Annotated in this window: 12 protein-coding genes; 2 read left to right on the forward strand and 10 right to left on the reverse strand. The window is 57.4% G+C overall.

The window, feature by feature from the left end:
- Positions 1 to 6: 6 nt before the first annotated feature.
- The 7 genes from cas6e to WH50_RS13160 form a co-directional block, all read right to left on the reverse strand.
- On the reverse strand, positions 7 to 918 hold the full coding sequence (cas6e, locus tag WH50_RS13130) for a type I-E CRISPR-associated protein Cas6/Cse3/CasE (protein ID WP_165838416.1): 912 nt from the start codon (positions 916 to 918) through the stop codon (positions 7 to 9).
- A 1-nt stretch (position 919) separates the two neighbouring features.
- On the reverse strand, positions 920 to 1717 hold the full coding sequence (gene cas5e, locus WH50_RS13135) for a type I-E CRISPR-associated protein Cas5/CasD (RefSeq protein WP_110187721.1): 798 nt from the start codon (positions 1715 to 1717) through the stop codon (positions 920 to 922).
- Between the two features lie 12 nt (positions 1718 to 1729).
- Positions 1730 to 2809 carry a type I-E CRISPR-associated protein Cas7/Cse4/CasC gene (gene cas7e / locus WH50_RS13140; RefSeq protein ID WP_110187722.1) on the reverse strand — a complete coding sequence of 360 codons (1080 nt, stop codon included), beginning with the start codon at positions 2807 to 2809 and terminating at the stop codon, positions 1730 to 1732.
- Between the two features lie 17 nt (positions 2810 to 2826).
- Positions 2827 to 3393 (reverse strand): type I-E CRISPR-associated protein Cse2/CasB, encoded by a 567-nt coding sequence (gene casB, locus WH50_RS13145; RefSeq protein WP_110187723.1) that lies wholly within the window; start codon positions 3391 to 3393, stop codon positions 2827 to 2829.
- The gene (gene casA, locus WH50_RS13150) at positions 3386 to 4981 is read right to left on the reverse strand and encodes a type I-E CRISPR-associated protein Cse1/CasA (protein ID WP_110187724.1); all 1596 of its coding nucleotides are present in this window, start codon (positions 4979 to 4981) and stop codon (positions 3386 to 3388) included. Before casA ends, casB begins: the two co-directional genes overlap by 8 nt.
- Positions 4978 to 7689 carry a CRISPR-associated helicase Cas3' gene (gene cas3 / locus WH50_RS13155; RefSeq protein ID WP_110187725.1) on the reverse strand — a complete coding sequence of 904 codons (2712 nt, stop codon included), beginning with the start codon at positions 7687 to 7689 and terminating at the stop codon, positions 4978 to 4980. The genes casA and cas3 overlap by 4 nt, the downstream gene beginning before the upstream one ends.
- A 558-nt stretch (positions 7690 to 8247) precedes the next feature.
- Entirely contained in the window at positions 8248 to 9057 is an 810-nt protein-coding gene (locus WH50_RS13160) for a helix-turn-helix transcriptional regulator (protein ID WP_110187726.1), read from the reverse strand.
- A 327-nt stretch (positions 9058 to 9384) separates the two neighbouring features.
- On the opposite strand from WH50_RS13160, the gene WH50_RS13165 reads away from it, so the two are divergent.
- Together WH50_RS13165 and udk are read left to right on the forward strand one after the other, a co-directional pair.
- Complete coding sequence (locus WH50_RS13165) at positions 9385 to 10176, forward strand: enoyl-ACP reductase FabI (protein WP_104153853.1); 792 nt, start codon at positions 9385 to 9387, stop codon at positions 10174 to 10176.
- Between the two features lie 188 nt (positions 10177 to 10364).
- Positions 10365 to 10985: a uridine kinase gene (udk, locus tag WH50_RS13170; protein WP_104153854.1), complete on the forward strand. Its 621-nt coding sequence runs from the start codon at positions 10365 to 10367 to the stop codon at positions 10983 to 10985.
- A 90-nt stretch (positions 10986 to 11075) separates the two neighbouring features.
- Here udk and WH50_RS13175 read toward each other — a convergent pair whose 3' ends face one another.
- The 3 genes from WH50_RS13175 to WH50_RS13185 all read right to left on the reverse strand — a co-directional run bounded on the left by WH50_RS13175 (position 11076) and on the right by WH50_RS13185 (position 14960).
- Positions 11076 to 11765 (reverse strand): gamma-glutamylcyclotransferase, encoded by a 690-nt coding sequence (locus WH50_RS13175; RefSeq protein WP_110187727.1) that lies wholly within the window; start codon positions 11763 to 11765, stop codon positions 11076 to 11078.
- A 247-nt stretch (positions 11766 to 12012) separates the two neighbouring features.
- Positions 12013 to 13335 carry a 30S ribosomal protein S12 methylthiotransferase RimO gene (gene rimO, locus WH50_RS13180; RefSeq protein ID WP_110187728.1) on the reverse strand — a complete coding sequence of 441 codons (1323 nt, stop codon included), beginning with the start codon at positions 13333 to 13335 and terminating at the stop codon, positions 12013 to 12015.
- 164 nt (positions 13336 to 13499) lie between these two features.
- Positions 13500 to 14960, reverse strand: coding sequence for a TrkH family potassium uptake protein (locus tag WH50_RS13185; protein WP_110187777.1), 1461 nt, complete (start codon positions 14958 to 14960; stop codon positions 13500 to 13502).
- Positions 14961 to 15134 lie beyond the last annotated feature (174 nt).

A 15134-nucleotide genomic window follows, 5' to 3' on the forward strand; every position in this document is an offset into this window, starting at 1 on the left:
AGTTATTCAGTAAGGCACCGGCCTGACCAGCATCAGCCCGCAGCCAAAGCCTTTCGCTGCCCCCACTCCCTGCTTTAACAGGACGGTAAAGCGCTGCGGGTCCGTCACTATCAGCTCGCCACTCATGTCCACTGACAGGAAGCGTGCCTTGCGGCCACTGCTGTCAATACGGCCTGCTGCGGGGTCTTTTTCCGGTAGCGGATGAGCGTGGTATGCCTGCCACTCAAAAGCGGCTACGGTGCGGGCCTCATCGGTAATGTCGTCTTCAATCACGCGCTCGGCCAGGGTGAAGATACCTTGTCTTGAAGGGTTCTCCGTCAACCAGTGCATCAGGCGTTGTGCCACACGTTCCTGCATGGCCAGATCGAGCAAGGTGCGCAGTTCATGGCGCCGCCCGGTCTCAGCAAAGTAGCGGGTCTGGCTGAGGTAGCTGCACAGCCAGTCGTGCAGTGCAGCTGGCTGAGGCAGCTTGAGCAGGCGTTTGCGCATCTCCTCTTTCCCCCCTTGCGTCGCCTGCCCGTGCAACTCACAGAGGTGGCGGAAAAACCGCAGCTGTTCGTCCATCACCAGATCATGGCGCTGCCTGTCGCGGGTCACCACGGGATTGGCGCGCAGGCGGAAGGACAGATGCTGGCCTGCACTAAACTCTGGCTGGAAGGGTTTGCTCTGCACATCAAACAGGGGTGAATCCAGCCTGGGCGGTTGAGGCGAGAGCAGATAGTAAAGTGGCTCGCCCTTGATGCCGGGCTGCGCGATTTGCTCCTTGGCGATCTCTTCGCGATAGAGAAAATCGCGCTGTTGCTGATCAAACAAATCCCACAACAAGCGGTGTACACCGTAGGTACGATCCAGCAATACGCGGCTCAGTTGCGTGTGCTTGCTGATGTCTGGCTTGAGCATAACGCGTGACAGATACATGTTAGTGGCCCTCCGTGAGGTACAGGCGCAGCACTTTGCGCGGCGCAAACTGCCAGCGCTGCCGTGATAGCAACTGGTCATGCTGGGTGAACGTCATCAGGGCACTGGCGTCGATTGCCTGCTCGCCGCGGAAGTCATCCAGCTCGCCTTCCCAGTTGTATTCCACAGTACTCTCAGCGGCCAGCTGCGGTGTGTCGTCAGCCGCCTGCAGTGGCTGTTGTTCGTCCCGCTCAAACTGCAGTGGTTTGGGCTGATACTGCGCAAATGCCCCATAGAAGCCATCTGCCTGCAGCAGCTGCGGTTGCAGCGGGGCTGCCAGCGGGCAGGACTTGCGCCCAAGATAGAGGCTGAATCGGGGCTGCTGCAGTGCTTCTGCGATGTCTGCCAGCGTGAAAGGGACGCCGTCACGCTCACCGTGCTGACTCACCCGCAGTGCCACCCATGCCAGGGCATCGGTGCGGTATTCACGGCTGGACAGCACCGTCCCCAACCGCTCACGACCAGCCACCAGCTCGTCGCGCCGGGTGCGATAACGAAATTTACCCACGGAGTCAGGCGCTTGCACTGTGTGGTAGTCACGCAGTAGCTGGCCTTTGCTGCGCACCGCTGTCGCCAGTGCATAGCGCTGATTCAGTGCCAGATGGGTCGCTTCTTCTTCCCGCCTGATGCCGAGGGCGGCGGCCACCAGCCCCAGCACGGCGGCTTTAGTCGGCCCGCTGTGGCTGTGGCGTGACTCGCCGACAGCAATATCGCCCCAACTGGCCATGGGCCCGTAGAGGCGAAAAACCAGATAGTCCATACCGACCTCCCGTCAGTGGCTGGCATCCGCGACAAAAGCCAGCAGCTCAGCGAATGACGACTTTTCATCGCCGACCACTAACTCATAGCGATGCTCAGCACACTGACCGTAGGCCTGATCAAACCCCTGATACTGGCGACGAATAGCGGCGACTGCCTGTGTCAGGTAGTCCGCATCTACCTTGCCCCAGACTTCAATCGGTTTGAGATAAGCAACGGAGAGGGAGCGCGGCTGCTGGTTGCCCACTTCGGCCAGAACGTAGCTGGCATAGCCTTGATGAGCAAAGCTGTTTTGTTTGCCCGACGGCGGCACTTTGACGGCCGCTTCAATCAGTGCAGCGATGGCGGTGTCGGCCAGTGCGGCGTCCCCGGCCAGGTTGTCGATCAGCTGTTCGCGGTTGATGCACAGGTAGGAATAGAACAGGCCAGCGGCAAAACCGGTTTCGCCGATATGAGAGGAACCGGCATCTTCGCGCCCGTCGTTAAGATCATCCACCGCGGTGAAGTAATCGTCCTCAATCACGACCGGGTGAACCGACAATGCGTGAGCCACCTGACAGGCTGCCTCTACATTGAACGCGGGCTTGGAGGCCAGCATACGACCAAACAGCGCAATATCCACTGCGGCATTGGTTTCTCGCAGCAGGTTCAGCTCGCCCTCTTCCGGCGCGCGCTTCTGCTCGATCAGGGTCTGCACCAGCTGGTCAATCAGTGCCTGCTCCTGAGGGCTGACATGCACCAGTTGTTCAATTTCCAGCTCATTCAGCGGCTCTTTCTTGTCAGCCTTTTTGTTCTTGCCGAACACCCCTGCAATCGATTTAGCCCACTCCAGCGCGTCCTTCTCTTTGATACCGCCTGCCAGCAGCTGGTTGTAGGCTTCCGTACCCAGCATTTTGGTGCGCACTCCCAGATGCCCGGCCAGCGCATGCTGAAACAGTTCAGAAGTACGCCAGTGGCGCTTCAGGCTCTGGGAAGACACCCGCAGGCGATCCACACCGCCCATTTTCGCCGTCTTGGGGCGGCCCTGATCATCGCGGTTCAGGTTGGCAGGTGGGTAAGATGTCAGCAGGTGAATCTGGATAAAACGGTTCATGGCATTACTCCTTTGCTTCAGGCGGCAGTGTCGGTGGTGGTTTTACTTTTGCGTGGCAGGTAATAATCCTGCGCCCATTTCACACTCAGGCGTTTGATGGGGTTACGGTCAGGGCCATGCAGGTATTCGTCGTACCAGTGCAGGATGCCCTCCGTCAGCGAGAAAATATTGACGTGCTTGTCCAGCAGGCGAATGGCACGCAGCAGGCGACGGAAGAATTCTTCCGGGGTGCGGCTTTTAATCAGCTGCCTGAAGCGCAATTCGCTCATGACCGGGCGGTCATGGTCACCACTGCCTAGCTGCGCCGCGAAAGGGATGCCACTGCTGTGCTGACTGACCTGGGCTAACGCCGTCGCGACCATCGCGCTGGCATAGAGATGACCGGGCTGTGCCCAGCGCTCCGGCATCACACTGAGAAACTGAAAAAAACTGTCTGTCAGCAGGGCATCGTCAGGCCGGTCTACCCGGCGCAAACGAGCTCGTACGCCGCGATGATCATCCAGTGATTGCCACCATGCGATGAGGCGCGCAGGCTCAGCACCGTGCAGGTCGTAATAGGGTTCTTTGGGTGACAGCTCAGCCATGGGCTACCTCCTGAGTGTGCGGGTTGTCAGATTTCAGGGCTTTGACCGATTTGAGGGAATGGAACTTGCCGAGCAGAGCGGATCGGGCTGTGATAACCCGTCGCAAGTCCAGGTCTTCGACTCGGGTGTGCAACGCATACTGATCAAACAACTGCTCCAGCGTCCGGTGCAGGGTTTTCCACCATGCCGTTGCCACCTCCGCGGGCATGCGCTCCTGCGACTGCACGGCGGTGACCAGCTGCTGCAAGAGCTGATAGAAATGGCTTTCGGTGGTTTGCCAGAATTCAGTATCGATAAAACTGTTATCGCCGCTGGCGTTTTCCGGGCTGCGATACCATGCCTCTTTGATAAATTTACGCAGCAACGGTGCCGCCTCTTTGGCTGGCATCAGCAAGGCTTCTACCCAGCGCTGCAGCATAGTGATCTGCGCCGTGGGCAACACAAACACCGGCAGGGTATGGTCGTACCAGCAACGGGCTTTCATGTTGTCCATGTCGTAACCGAAGCACCACAGCTGCAACTGCACCCCGCTGGCCAGATACATTTCCTTGTCCTGAACCAGTGACTGCACCACGCTGGCCGCTGTGTCACCGTTGTCTTTGTCTTCAATGGCCAGCCCCAGCCAGTGCCGGTAGCTGAGCCCGCCTTTTTGCCCTTTGAGTGACAGCGGTGGCGCTTCATTCTTCTTGTCAAAGCGATAAGGGGTCAGCGGGTGCCGCCAGGGGCCTTCATAGTTGGTGCCGTAATTGCGGGTGAGATAGTGGCTGAACAGCGTGTCACTGTGATCGCCACACAAATCACAGTCGCCCTCTGTCACAGCAGGCTGCAAACGAATGCGACGCGGCATACCCCAGTACATCTGCAACGGATGGACATCACCGGGCAGCGTATTTTGCCCGCCCTTGTCCGACAGCCGGGTGTTACCCAGCCAGGGGAATATGGCCGCCGTCATGGCCTCGTGACTATGCAAATCATGGCGCTGCTCCAGCACATTGAGCCATAGCCTATGCCAGAGGGTGCTGTGAGCCGGGTCAACAGGCTGGAGCAAGGTGGTCAGGGGGCCACCGCCACGCAGCCCGACACGGTGACCGACGCCACCGGAAGGGGCATTGGTTTGCAGGGTGAAAAGCGCCTGTGCCGCGCAGGCCGGGCAAATGGCTGTGACCCGACCGCCTTTGATAAAAAAGTCGAGGTTATCCTTCAGGGTTTTGCCACCGGGCGCTTCGACCAACAAACCAGCGATGTCTTTCTGCTCCCCCTCCTCCAGCGTTAAATCCTGTAAAAAGGCCGGTTTACCCACCTCGCTGCTCAGCTCAAAAGCCGTAGCCAACGCACTGAACTGCTGTGCCAGCACGTGCGCATCAGGCGGAGTCTGATACCACTCGGCCCACACCTCACTGTCCTCAGGCGCACAACGGGATTGCAGCAGGCCGATCAAAAACTGGTACAACCCGCCCTGAAAATCCGCCCGCGGGGCCGCCAGCTCCACCACGGGGTTAGCGGTTTCCGCGATTTGCCAGGGGGCAATACGACAATAACTGCCATCCTGACGGAGGGCGGGTATCCACGGGTCATGGATCAGGTTCATCGCGTTTCTCCTTTGTTAGCTGTCCAACCACACCCGGCGTCGTACCAGGTGGCCAACTCCCCGACCAAAGGCATCAGCCGATACCACTTGAGTACAGGGTGTGCGTCACGCAGTTGTTCCATCTGTGTTTTGAGGTCTGCTGGGATGGCCTTCTCGGCCTCCTGCCAGAGGGTGTCGCGCATCTGCAACGCGCTGAGCTCCCAGCCATGAGCGAGCTGACCGGCGTAGGGATGCCAGAGGCCCGCCTCATCCTGTATGACCAGCACCACCGAACAGGTTTTGTCGCTAAGACGGGTAGGAATATTGACCTCCTCATCCCAGCCATCGCTGCTTTTGCGGCTATAGCCCTGCTCCAGCCTGAGCTGGTTGAAGACTCCCATACTGGCCTGACTGCGGCGCTTGCCTTCAGCCTCACTGGAGGCGTGCTCGACGGCATCAGGGGTCTCGATGGCCGCGTGCGGGGAGTACACGGATTCGATCAGACGGCGGGCGTCATCCGGCATGCGATAACAGCCCTGTTCAAACAGCACCCTGGCCGAGCGCCACAGCTGCCCCAGATCCTGATAGACCGCCAGCGAGCCTGACTGCTGTTGCAGCCAGCGCTCATCCGCCTGCGGGTCAGGTGATGGCGCCAGCACATAGAACACCGCCGGGCCACGCTGATCAGCGGAAGGGGTGTGCAGGCGATTGCCATGTCGGTCCCGCACATGGCGGTGCAGCCGCCCGGCCCGTTGCAGCAGCAGGTCAATGGGGGCGAGGTCAGAGATCAGTACATCGAAGTCGAGATCCAGTGACTGCTCCACCACCTGAGTACTGACCAACACACGCCCCGCACGCTGCTGCTCAGTACTGCGGTTGCCAAACCATTCCAGTACCGCATTTTCTATGCGCTGCCGGTCAATCATGGCGAAGCGGCTATGGAACAGGTGTACACGGTCAGCACTACCGGCCTGTTGCTGCACTAACAGTTGCAGTTGCTGGTAACTCTGCCGTGCGTTATCGACGGTATTACGTATCCAGCAGACGCATTTTCCCTGCCGCACACTGTCCAGAATCAAGGCATGCACTGCCGCTTCGTCATCAAGACGCTGTACCTGTACTACGCGCTGCACTTCCTTGCGGGTTGCCAGTGGTACTTCCTGTTCACCTTGCCCGGCAGGAAAGTGCGTAGCCAGCGGATAAGCCACTTCACTCAGGGCGGGCACAGGTAAGGCACAGCCCCTGGCATAACTGGCTACCAGTTTGTTTTTCATCTGCTGCGGCAAGGTGGCAGACAGCAAAATGGCACTTCCCCCCTGACGGGCATGCGCCTCCAGCAGGCAGGCGAGCAGGGTTTGCATATAGGCATCGTAGGCATGCACCTCATCCACCAGCAGCACCTTCCGCCCCAAGCCCAGTAAGCGCAGCGATTGATGACGGGCAGGCAGAACCGCCAGCAGCGCCTGATCAATAGTGCCGACGCCAATATCTGCCAGCAGTGCCTTCTTGCGGCTGTCGGCCAGCCAGCTATTGCAGTAGGCCGAGGCGCTTTGCTCATCCTGCAGATAGCTGATGTCTTTGGGCTGAGCGCCGACGGACTGCATAAAGTCTTCCGACAGATGACGCGCCCCGTGGGCCAGCACCAGCGAGGGCTGCTGCTCTGCGCGGTAAAGGCGCTGATAGCATTGGGACATGCGGTGATACATGGCATTGGCGGTGGCCATGGTGGGTAAGCCCACATAGAGCCCGTCCGCCAGCCCGGCACTGATCAGCCGGTGTACCAGCACCATGGCGGCTTCGGTTTTCCCCGCCCCTGTCACATCTTCCAGAATAAATAGCTGCGGCTCAGGGGGGATGGCTACCTGAATAGCATGGTGCTGCAATGGCGTGGGGCTTTGGATAAAGGGAAATAACTGCTCAATGCCAACAAAAGGTTCTGCCCGTGCGGGTGTGATGCCCGCCTGACGAACGGCGTTATAAGCGGCAGGTAAAGCACACTTATCCCAGTAGTGCTGCAGTGACAGGGGCGTTTTGCAATAGGGGAAGAAGGTTTGGTTGGAACCCTGCCAGTCTGCCAGTACCGCCATCCCGGCCAGCTGCCAGGAGCAGGCTTTGAGCTTTTTGCCGAGGCGTTTATCCAGTAACAGCGCGGCATCTTCCGGCAGCAACCAGCGTTGCCACATTTGCCGGACGAAGCTACGCACCGCGTCGGTATCATCGGGGTGAAAATAGCTGGGGAGACTGATCGACTGAATGACAGGAGGCTGACCGTGATGGCCGGTGACAATCTCAAACCAGCTATCCAGCTGGTTGCTGGTGCGCACCTGCTCAACAGGTACAGCAAGCAGCTCGGCCAGCAGTTCCTGAATTCCCTTGTCTCTGCTTCGCCACAGCTGATAGCCCAGTGAATCGTGGCGCACGGTGGTGTATGCGTAATTAGCGGGGGCGTTGGCCAGGGTTTGCAGAATATCGGGCCGCAGCCCCTGAAAGGCTCGGGCAAACTTGCCCAGATCGTGCAGGCAGAGGAAGAAGACAAACAGGCGGCGCAGTTGCTCAGCGGAAATGCCCAGCTCTGCGGCCAAACGCTGCCCCCAGGGGTATTCATCCGACAGCAGCACCCAGCCACAGGCGGCCACATCCAAACAATGATAGGGCAGCAAGTGGTATGGCTCTCCCCCCTGCTCATCCGACTGATGAGCTTTGCCCCAGTAGTTAAAGATTGCAGCCATGCGCCCCCCCTTTCAGCTAACACCCTTCCGAAAGCCGACAACTGAAGTACAGGATTACCGTGATCACAATCAGCAACAGGATCACCTTTGTAAACCACCCCGAACCATCCAGCACCAAAACCAACTCTTTCAAAGACTTCAACATGACAGCCTCCCACCACTCTCAGGTAGCCGCCATCCTAAGACTCATGTCACAGAGGAGTCAAAATTCTTTTTTAGGCTCATTTACATCTATGAACCTTAACTTTTTCAAAAAATAGCATTCTAGAAAATTTTTGACGCCTCACCACTTCGCAACTAACCTAGCCCCGTTCTGCAACTAAATGCAGATCAACCAGTTCATAGGTGCAACTGCGCCTATATGCTCATCTGTTCCCCGCCTCTGCGGGGCTGAACCAAGAAGTACTGCCACTGCAAACTGCCCCGCGTATGCGGGGCGAATCGCTGTACTTTTTGCGTTGCCACTCTATTCACACACACACCGACCTACGCGCCAAGCTGGCAATTAATACAGGTCAATTAAGTTGACGTACCTTGCCTGTTCGATGAACAAACCGCTCAGTACAGCCACTGCTCGATGTCGCGTTTATTGACAAGCACCAGTTGCTGGGCCTCAGGTAAGGCATCGAGAAACTTGATGTTGACCCCCATCTGTTTGATCAGATAGTTAGCCAGCGCAGCACGCTCGCGAATGATCAGCCTGCCGTCTGTCATTCCGTATTCCTGCTCCAACGCCTGTTGCCGCTCTGCGGCCAGCCGGTTGTCAGGCGCAAAGACCAGCTCTACCCAGGTGTGCCAGGCGTGATCCTCTTGTGGTGAAGGAATATCGCGCGTTTCGTCCACACTGGCCGAGCGGGTACGGGCAAGCACAAAGTCCCGGTACTCCTGCCGTGCAAGGCACCATGCCCGGACATGCCAGCGCCCTGCCGCCAGCACCAGAGAATGGGGCGCGATAATGCGCTCCTCGGTGGTATTGGTGACTGAGGCATAGTTGATATCCACCGCATAACCAAAGGTCAGCGCATGAATGATGGGTCTGAGGATGTGCGGCAGAATTTGCCGTTGCGGTGAGCTAAGACGGGCGACCTGCAGGTGATGACGCGGTATGCCCTGCAGCCATTGCAGGTACTCATCCGCCTCGCCGCTGATAAATCGGGAAGCAAAGCAGGCGGAAGGGAGATAGGCTTTCAGGGTGTAGGAATAATCCAGATTGTCAGGCATTTGCTCCCGGTAGCTGCCCAGTACTTTACTGGCCTGCTGGCGAGACAAATGAAACTCACGCTCCAGATAACTGACATTAACCCGCCCTTCCCAGTACGCCAGCAACTCTATCAGCCAGTAACGCTGATCGTGTTCATTCTTGGCCATTCACTCTCCTGCATGATGTGATGTGCATACCCACCACTTGAGCACACACCGGACATATAAGCAGGAAACTCTAGTGCCACTTATGCATTTACTCCATGCTGAATATCAGTCATTGAGCGGTTACCGAGGCCCCTTCCTACAACCTTAGTCTCATGCCACGGTCGCCAATATCGGCAACTTCCGTTATACTTCGCCAATTCTGCCCGCGCCATGCGGGCCTTGGCGGCTGTGGGTAGAGCGGTAGCAGACATCAGCATTCTCTGTGGTTCAGGAGAGATACCGACGTCAAACCCGGCCTTTTACGTGCTTCGTGACTAAGGTAGCAACATGGGTTTTCTGCAAGGTAAACGCTTCCTGATCGTTGGTGTCGCCAGCAAGATGTCAATCGCCTATGGCATTGCTGAAGCCATGCACCAGCAAGGTGCAGAACTGGCTTTCACCTATCAGAACGACAAGCTTAAAGAGCGGGTGATTGGCTTTGCCGAACAGTGGGGATCGAATCTGGTGTTCCCGCTGGATGTCGCCAGTGATGAGCAGATCGCCGAAGCTTTTACCCTGCTGCGTCAGCACTGGGATTATCTTGATGGCGTTGTCCACGCCGTGGCGTTCGCCCCCGGTGAAGCACTGGATGGCGACTTTACCGATGCCACCAGCCGCGATGCCTTCCGCATCGCTCACGATGTCAGCTCCTACAGTTTCACCGCCCTGGCACGGGAAGCCCGCCCACTGCTGCAAGGCCGTAATGGTGCCCTGCTGACACTGAGTTATCTGGGCGCGGTTCGCACCATGCCCAACTACAATGTCATGGGTCTGGCCAAGGCCAGCCTCGAAGCCAATGTGCGCTATCTGGCGACCAGCCTTGGCCCTGAAGGCATCCGCGTCAACGGTATCTCTGCAGGCCCGATCCGCACACTGGCCGCCTCCGGTATCAAGAGCTTCCGCAAGATGCTTGATTACAACGAGAAGCGCACTCCTCTGCGTCGTAACGTGACCACTTCCGAAGTGGGTAACGTGGCCGCCTTCCTCTGTTCCGATCTTGCCTCCGGCATCACCGGTGAAATCACCTATGTGGATGCAGGCTTCAATATCACCGCCATGGGCGCGATTGATCAGGAATAGCACAAACGATAACCCGCGGCGGCAGCCGACACCCCCTTCAGTTGGTTGCCGCCCACCTTTTTGTTCAGACTGATGCATGCTGCCCTTGTGCAGCCAGTCGCGGAAGCGACAGCGTCAGTTCCGGTGTGTGGCAGATCGGCATTTCCGGTCTACCCTGTATTTATCCTCCTTCATTCAGCTGCTTCACTATGCCTACTAGCAACACGGTCATTATTGGAATTGCGGGCGCCTCGGGATCAGGCAAGAGTTCTTTTTCAGATGCACTGCTGCATGAGTTCGGCTCGGCACAGATCACCATTCTTCGTGAAGACAGTTACTACAAAGACCAGACCCATCTGGCCATGGAGGAGCGGGTCAAGACCAACTACGACCACCCTGATGCCTTCGATCACGATTTGCTGCTAACCCAACTGCAGCAGGCGCTGCAGGGCGAGCCGGTGAACGTGCCGGTCTACGACTACAAGCTGCATACCCGCGCCGCCGAAGTGCAGCCGCTGCCCGCCTGCAAGATCATCATCCTTGAAGGTATCCTGATCTTCACCGACGCCCGCCTGCGTAACCTGATGCACACTCGTATCTATATGGATACCCCGCTGGACGTCTGCCTGCTGCGCCGCCTGCAACGGGATGTGAATGAGCGTGGACGAACGCTGGACTCCGTGCTGGAGCAGTATCAGGCCACCGTACGGCCGATGTTCATGAAGTACATCAACCCCTCAAAGGAACATGCCCATCTCATCGTTCCGGGGGGGGCGCGCAATCGGGTAGCGATTGATCTGGTAAGAGCACGTTTGCGGGAAATGCTGTAACAGCGCATCCCATCTACACCGCATCAAGCCTGCTCAGACAGCAAAAAACCAAAGGGGGCCATGCCCCCTTTGGTTTTTCCACAAACGCTATTACTGCCCCTGCTGACAACGGCGCACCTGACAAGCCAGCTGCTCCAGCTCTCCGTCATCGATACCGCTTTGCCGAAGCCCCTCGCAGGTATGGAACAGATAGTCTGCGGCTGAGCCCAGCGCCCCCGCAGCCAGCGACAGCCGACGCACGATCTCGCTCTCACACAGATCACCGGCATATTGCTGACCTGTATGGTCAATGGTGAACGCCAGTGCGTAGCCAAACTGGTTACCCGCCACATCAGTAACAGGCAACCAGCGGGGAATATAGGCCCCCGATACCATCTCCCGCCGCCAGAGCATGCGCAGCTCCGACTCGGCCAGTTGCAGCTCCAGTCGATAGGCCACACCGGTACAGCTGCCACCATGGTCCAGTGCCAGCACCAGCCCGGGCTGAGACGGTGAACCACGCCCTGCCGTTACGGACAGGCAAAAGGACCGATGCCAGTCATGAAGGGTACCCACGCGTTTTTCAGCATGGTGGATAGTCGGATTCCAGATCAGTGAACCGTAGGCAAAGAGCCACACATCACCTGCAGGCCTGCTTGCCAGCGTGGCCTGTAACGACACTTCACGTTCCTGCTCGGTGAGGATGCGGTGCCCCGGCGAGTCACGCGCAACCATGGCTTCGACACCGCCGCTTTCCATCAGCAGCCGGTCAAGTACATGGGGGTGACTGGGATTCGTCATAACGTACACTGCCTCACTCTGCCCCTTCGGGGTTCAGCCGTGGATCATTTTTTAACCAAACAGATAAGTAGAACCATGGTAAACCATCTGTCTGGGATGACCAGCGCAGTAATGATGCCTAAAACGACAAAGTCTATTGCTTTAAATACAAAAAAGGGCGAACCCATGGTCGCCCTTTTTCACTATGACTCGCGAAGGTGTTCAGCCCGTGCTCACGATGCCGTGTAGCCGGAACGTGACGACGTTCTTAACGCAAGGAGCCCCACAGATCGTGCTCATCGGCATCTTCGACCACCGCCTTAACGAACTGGCCGGGCTGCAGATGTGTGGCGCCATCAAGGAAGATCTGACCGTCGATGTCAGGAGCATCAGCCTTGGTACGACCCACAGCGCCTTCTTCCACGACTTCATCAATCAATACATCCACTTCACGGCCGATTTTTGCGGCCAGCTTGCGGGTGCTGATTTCAGCCTGCTTTTCCATAAAGCGTGCCAGACGTTCCTGTTGCACTTCTTCAGGAATCAGCGGTGCGATGTCATTGGCCACCGCCCCTTCTACGGGTGAGTAGGCAAAGGCGCCAACGCGGTCCAGCTGTGCTTCGTCAAGGAAGTCGAGCAGCTCCTGAAACTCAGCTTCGGTCTCACCGGGGAAGCCAACGATAAAGGTGCTGCGCAGGGTGATATCCGGGCAGATACTGCGCCAGGCCTGGATACGCTCCAGCGTCTTCTCAGCCGCTGCCGGGCGTTTCATCGCCTTCAGTACACGCGGGCTGGCATGCTGGAAGGGAATATCCAGGTAAGGCAGGATCTTGCCTTCTGCCATCAGCGGGATGACGGAATCCACGGAGGGATAGGGATAGACATAGTGCAGGCGTACCCATACGCCCATGCTGCCCAGCGCTTCGCAGAGCTCAGTCATGCGGGTCTTGACCGGACGGCCCTGCCAGAAACCGGTGCGGTACTTCAGATCAACACCGTAGGCGGATGTGTCCTGAGACACCACCAGCAGCTCCTTGACGCCCGCCTTGACCAGACGCTCCGCTTCATCCAGCACATCACCCACCGGACGGCTAACCAGATCACCGCGCAGTGATGGAATGATGCAGAAAGTGCAGCGATGGTTGCAGCCTTCGGAAATCTTCAGATAGGAATAATGACGTGGTGTCAGTTTGATGCCCTGTGGTGGCACCAGATCGATAAAGGGGTTGTGATCCTGTTTGGGGGGCAGGTATTCATGCACGGCGTTGACCACCTGCTCATACTGCTGCGGACCGCTCACGCTCAGTACAGACGGATGTACTTTGCGGATATCTTCTTCCTTGCCACCCATGCAACCGGTGACGATGACCTTGCCATTCTCTTTGATGGCCTCGCCGATGGCATCAAGGGACTCAGCCTTGGCGGCATCGATAAAGCCACAGGTGTTGACTACCACCAGGTCGGCGTCCTGATACGTCGGCACAACTTCGTAGCCTTCGGTTCTCAGCTGGGTCAGGATCCGCTCAGAATCGACGAGGGCCTTGGGACAGCCGAGACTAATGAATCCGACCTTAGGATTTGTAGCACTCATGTTGTATGGAAGCTCTTCTATCACGGTTTTTGAGAGGCGCGCATTCTACCTGATTTTTTGCAGACGAGGTACTGAATGGCAGCGTCATTTTGTACAAAAAATAGACGAATTTTACCACCTTGCTGAAGATAGTCCGTCTCTTCAAACACCCCTTTCTACCCTCGTCAGTAACGCCAGAATGTGCGGGAGAAAACGACGATCAGCGGGAATATCTCCAGCCTGCCAAAGAGCATGGCGGCGCACATCAGCCACTTGCTCACGTCATTGAGGCCACCAAAACCGGCTGCGGTGGCACCGTAACCAATCCCCATATTATTGATGCAGGCCGCCACCGTGCCAAAGGCAGTCATCACATCATTGCCAGCCACCACCAGTGCCCAGGTAAACAGGCAGGTGAAAAAGATATAGAGGAAAAACAGCCCCAAGACCGACTTGATCACCCGCTCGGAGATGGCTCGCCCGCCGACCTTGGCAACATAGACGGCACCGGGATGGATAAGCTGGCGGATTTCATGACTGCTTTGCCTGCGCAGAATCAGAAAACGCAGCGCCTTGATGCCACCACAGGTCGACCCCACACAGCCACCAAAAAAGCTGGCGCCAAACAGCAGGAGCACCGTGTCCTGTGACCAGTCGGGAAAACCGGCACTGCCGAGCCCGTTGTCAGTCATCACCGAAACAGCCTGAAAGAAACCATGTACCAGTGCCTCGCGCCCGTTGAACAGGCCGGAGTGGTAGAGCGAAAAGCAGGTGTAACCCACTACTAAGGTGACGATCAGGGCAAAAAAACGGAACTCTGCATCACGCAGGACAGGCAGCAGGCTGCGCCGCCGTAGTACCACAAAATAAAGTGCGAAGTTGACCGCAGCGAGAATGGAAAATACCCCGGCCACACTCTCAATGGCATCACTGTGGTAATAGCCCAGACTGTCGCCATGGGTCGAGAAGCCTCCCAGTGAAACCGTCGACAGGCTATGACAGAGCGCATCAAACCAGTCCATGCCTGCCAGCCGGAAAGCCAGGGTTCCGGCCAGAGCCAGCCCGGAGTAGATCATCCACAGATGTTTGGCGGTGTCGGCCAGTCGCGGAGTCAGGCGTTCCTCCTTCAATGGGCCCGGCAGTTCGCCCTGATACAACTTGGCCCCACCAATCCCCAGCATAGGCAGAATGGCAATGGCCAGCACGATAATGCCAAGCCCGCCGAGAAAGTTGAGCTGCGCGCGGTAATACAAAATGGATTTGGGCTGATCATCGATGTTGTCGAGGATGGATGCACCCGTCGTGGTGATCCCGGAAATCCCTTCAAACAAGGCATCGGTCACGGAGAGCTGCAGGCGCTGATCAAACCAGAACGGCAAGGCGCTGACACTGGAAAACACACACCAGAACAACACCACGACCAGAAAGCCATCACGGGTCTTCAGATCACCGCGATAGCGCGACGTCAGCCCCCACAGCAACAGGCCACAACTAAAGGCGCCAGCAAAGGTCTTGAGGAACGCATACAGATCACTCTCACCGTACAGCAGCCCCATCAGGGCAGGTACCAGCATCGACAGGCTGTAAATAATGATGAGAAATCCGCAAAGGTGAAGAACGGTGTAAAAACGAGCGCGTCGCAGCATAGGTCTCAGGCAGGCATGGAAATATTCACTACAGGCAGCCCCCACAGCCGGAAAGGCTCGACAGGTCTGCCAGAACTCCTGCTCACAGTAGGGCTCCACGGCAACCCTGTCGCGTAAAATTAGCGTAAAAAATGCCAGATCATTCAGTCTGTTCAGAGGCAACTTTAATCCCCT

It is taken from the genome of Pokkaliibacter plantistimulans (assembly GCF_003194385.1).
Classification (GTDB): Bacteria; Pseudomonadota; Gammaproteobacteria; order Pseudomonadales; family Balneatricaceae; genus Pokkaliibacter; species Pokkaliibacter plantistimulans.

Coding starts and splice junctions, on each gene's coding strand:
- cas6e (WP_165838416.1), bottom strand. CDS start 918: ATGTATCTGTCACGCGTTATGCTCAAGCCAGACATCAGCAAGCACACG.
- cas5e (WP_110187721.1), bottom strand. CDS start 1,717: ATGGACTATCTGGTTTTTCGCCTCTACGGGCCCATGGCCAGTTGGGGC.
- cas7e (WP_110187722.1), bottom strand. CDS start 2,809: ATGAACCGTTTTATCCAGATTCACCTGCTGACATCTTACCCACCTGCC.
- casB (WP_110187723.1), bottom strand. CDS start 3,393: ATGGCTGAGCTGTCACCCAAAGAACCCTATTACGACCTGCACGGTGCT.
- casA (WP_110187724.1), bottom strand. CDS start 4,981: ATGAACCTGATCCATGACCCGTGGATACCCGCCCTCCGTCAGGATGGC.
- cas3 (WP_110187725.1), bottom strand. CDS start 7,689: ATGGCTGCAATCTTTAACTACTGGGGCAAAGCTCATCAGTCGGATGAG.
- WH50_RS13160 (WP_110187726.1), bottom strand. CDS start 9,057: ATGGCCAAGAATGAACACGATCAGCGTTACTGGCTGATAGAGTTGCTG.
- WH50_RS13165 (WP_104153853.1), top strand. CDS start 9,385: ATGGGTTTTCTGCAAGGTAAACGCTTCCTGATCGTTGGTGTCGCCAGC.
- udk (WP_104153854.1), top strand. CDS start 10,365: ATGCCTACTAGCAACACGGTCATTATTGGAATTGCGGGCGCCTCGGGA.
- WH50_RS13175 (WP_110187727.1), bottom strand. CDS start 11,765: ATGACGAATCCCAGTCACCCCCATGTACTTGACCGGCTGCTGATGGAA.
- rimO (WP_110187728.1), bottom strand. CDS start 13,335: ATGAGTGCTACAAATCCTAAGGTCGGATTCATTAGTCTCGGCTGTCCC.
- WH50_RS13185 (WP_110187777.1), bottom strand. CDS start 14,960: ATGCTGCGACGCGCTCGTTTTTACACCGTTCTTCACCTTTGCGGATTT.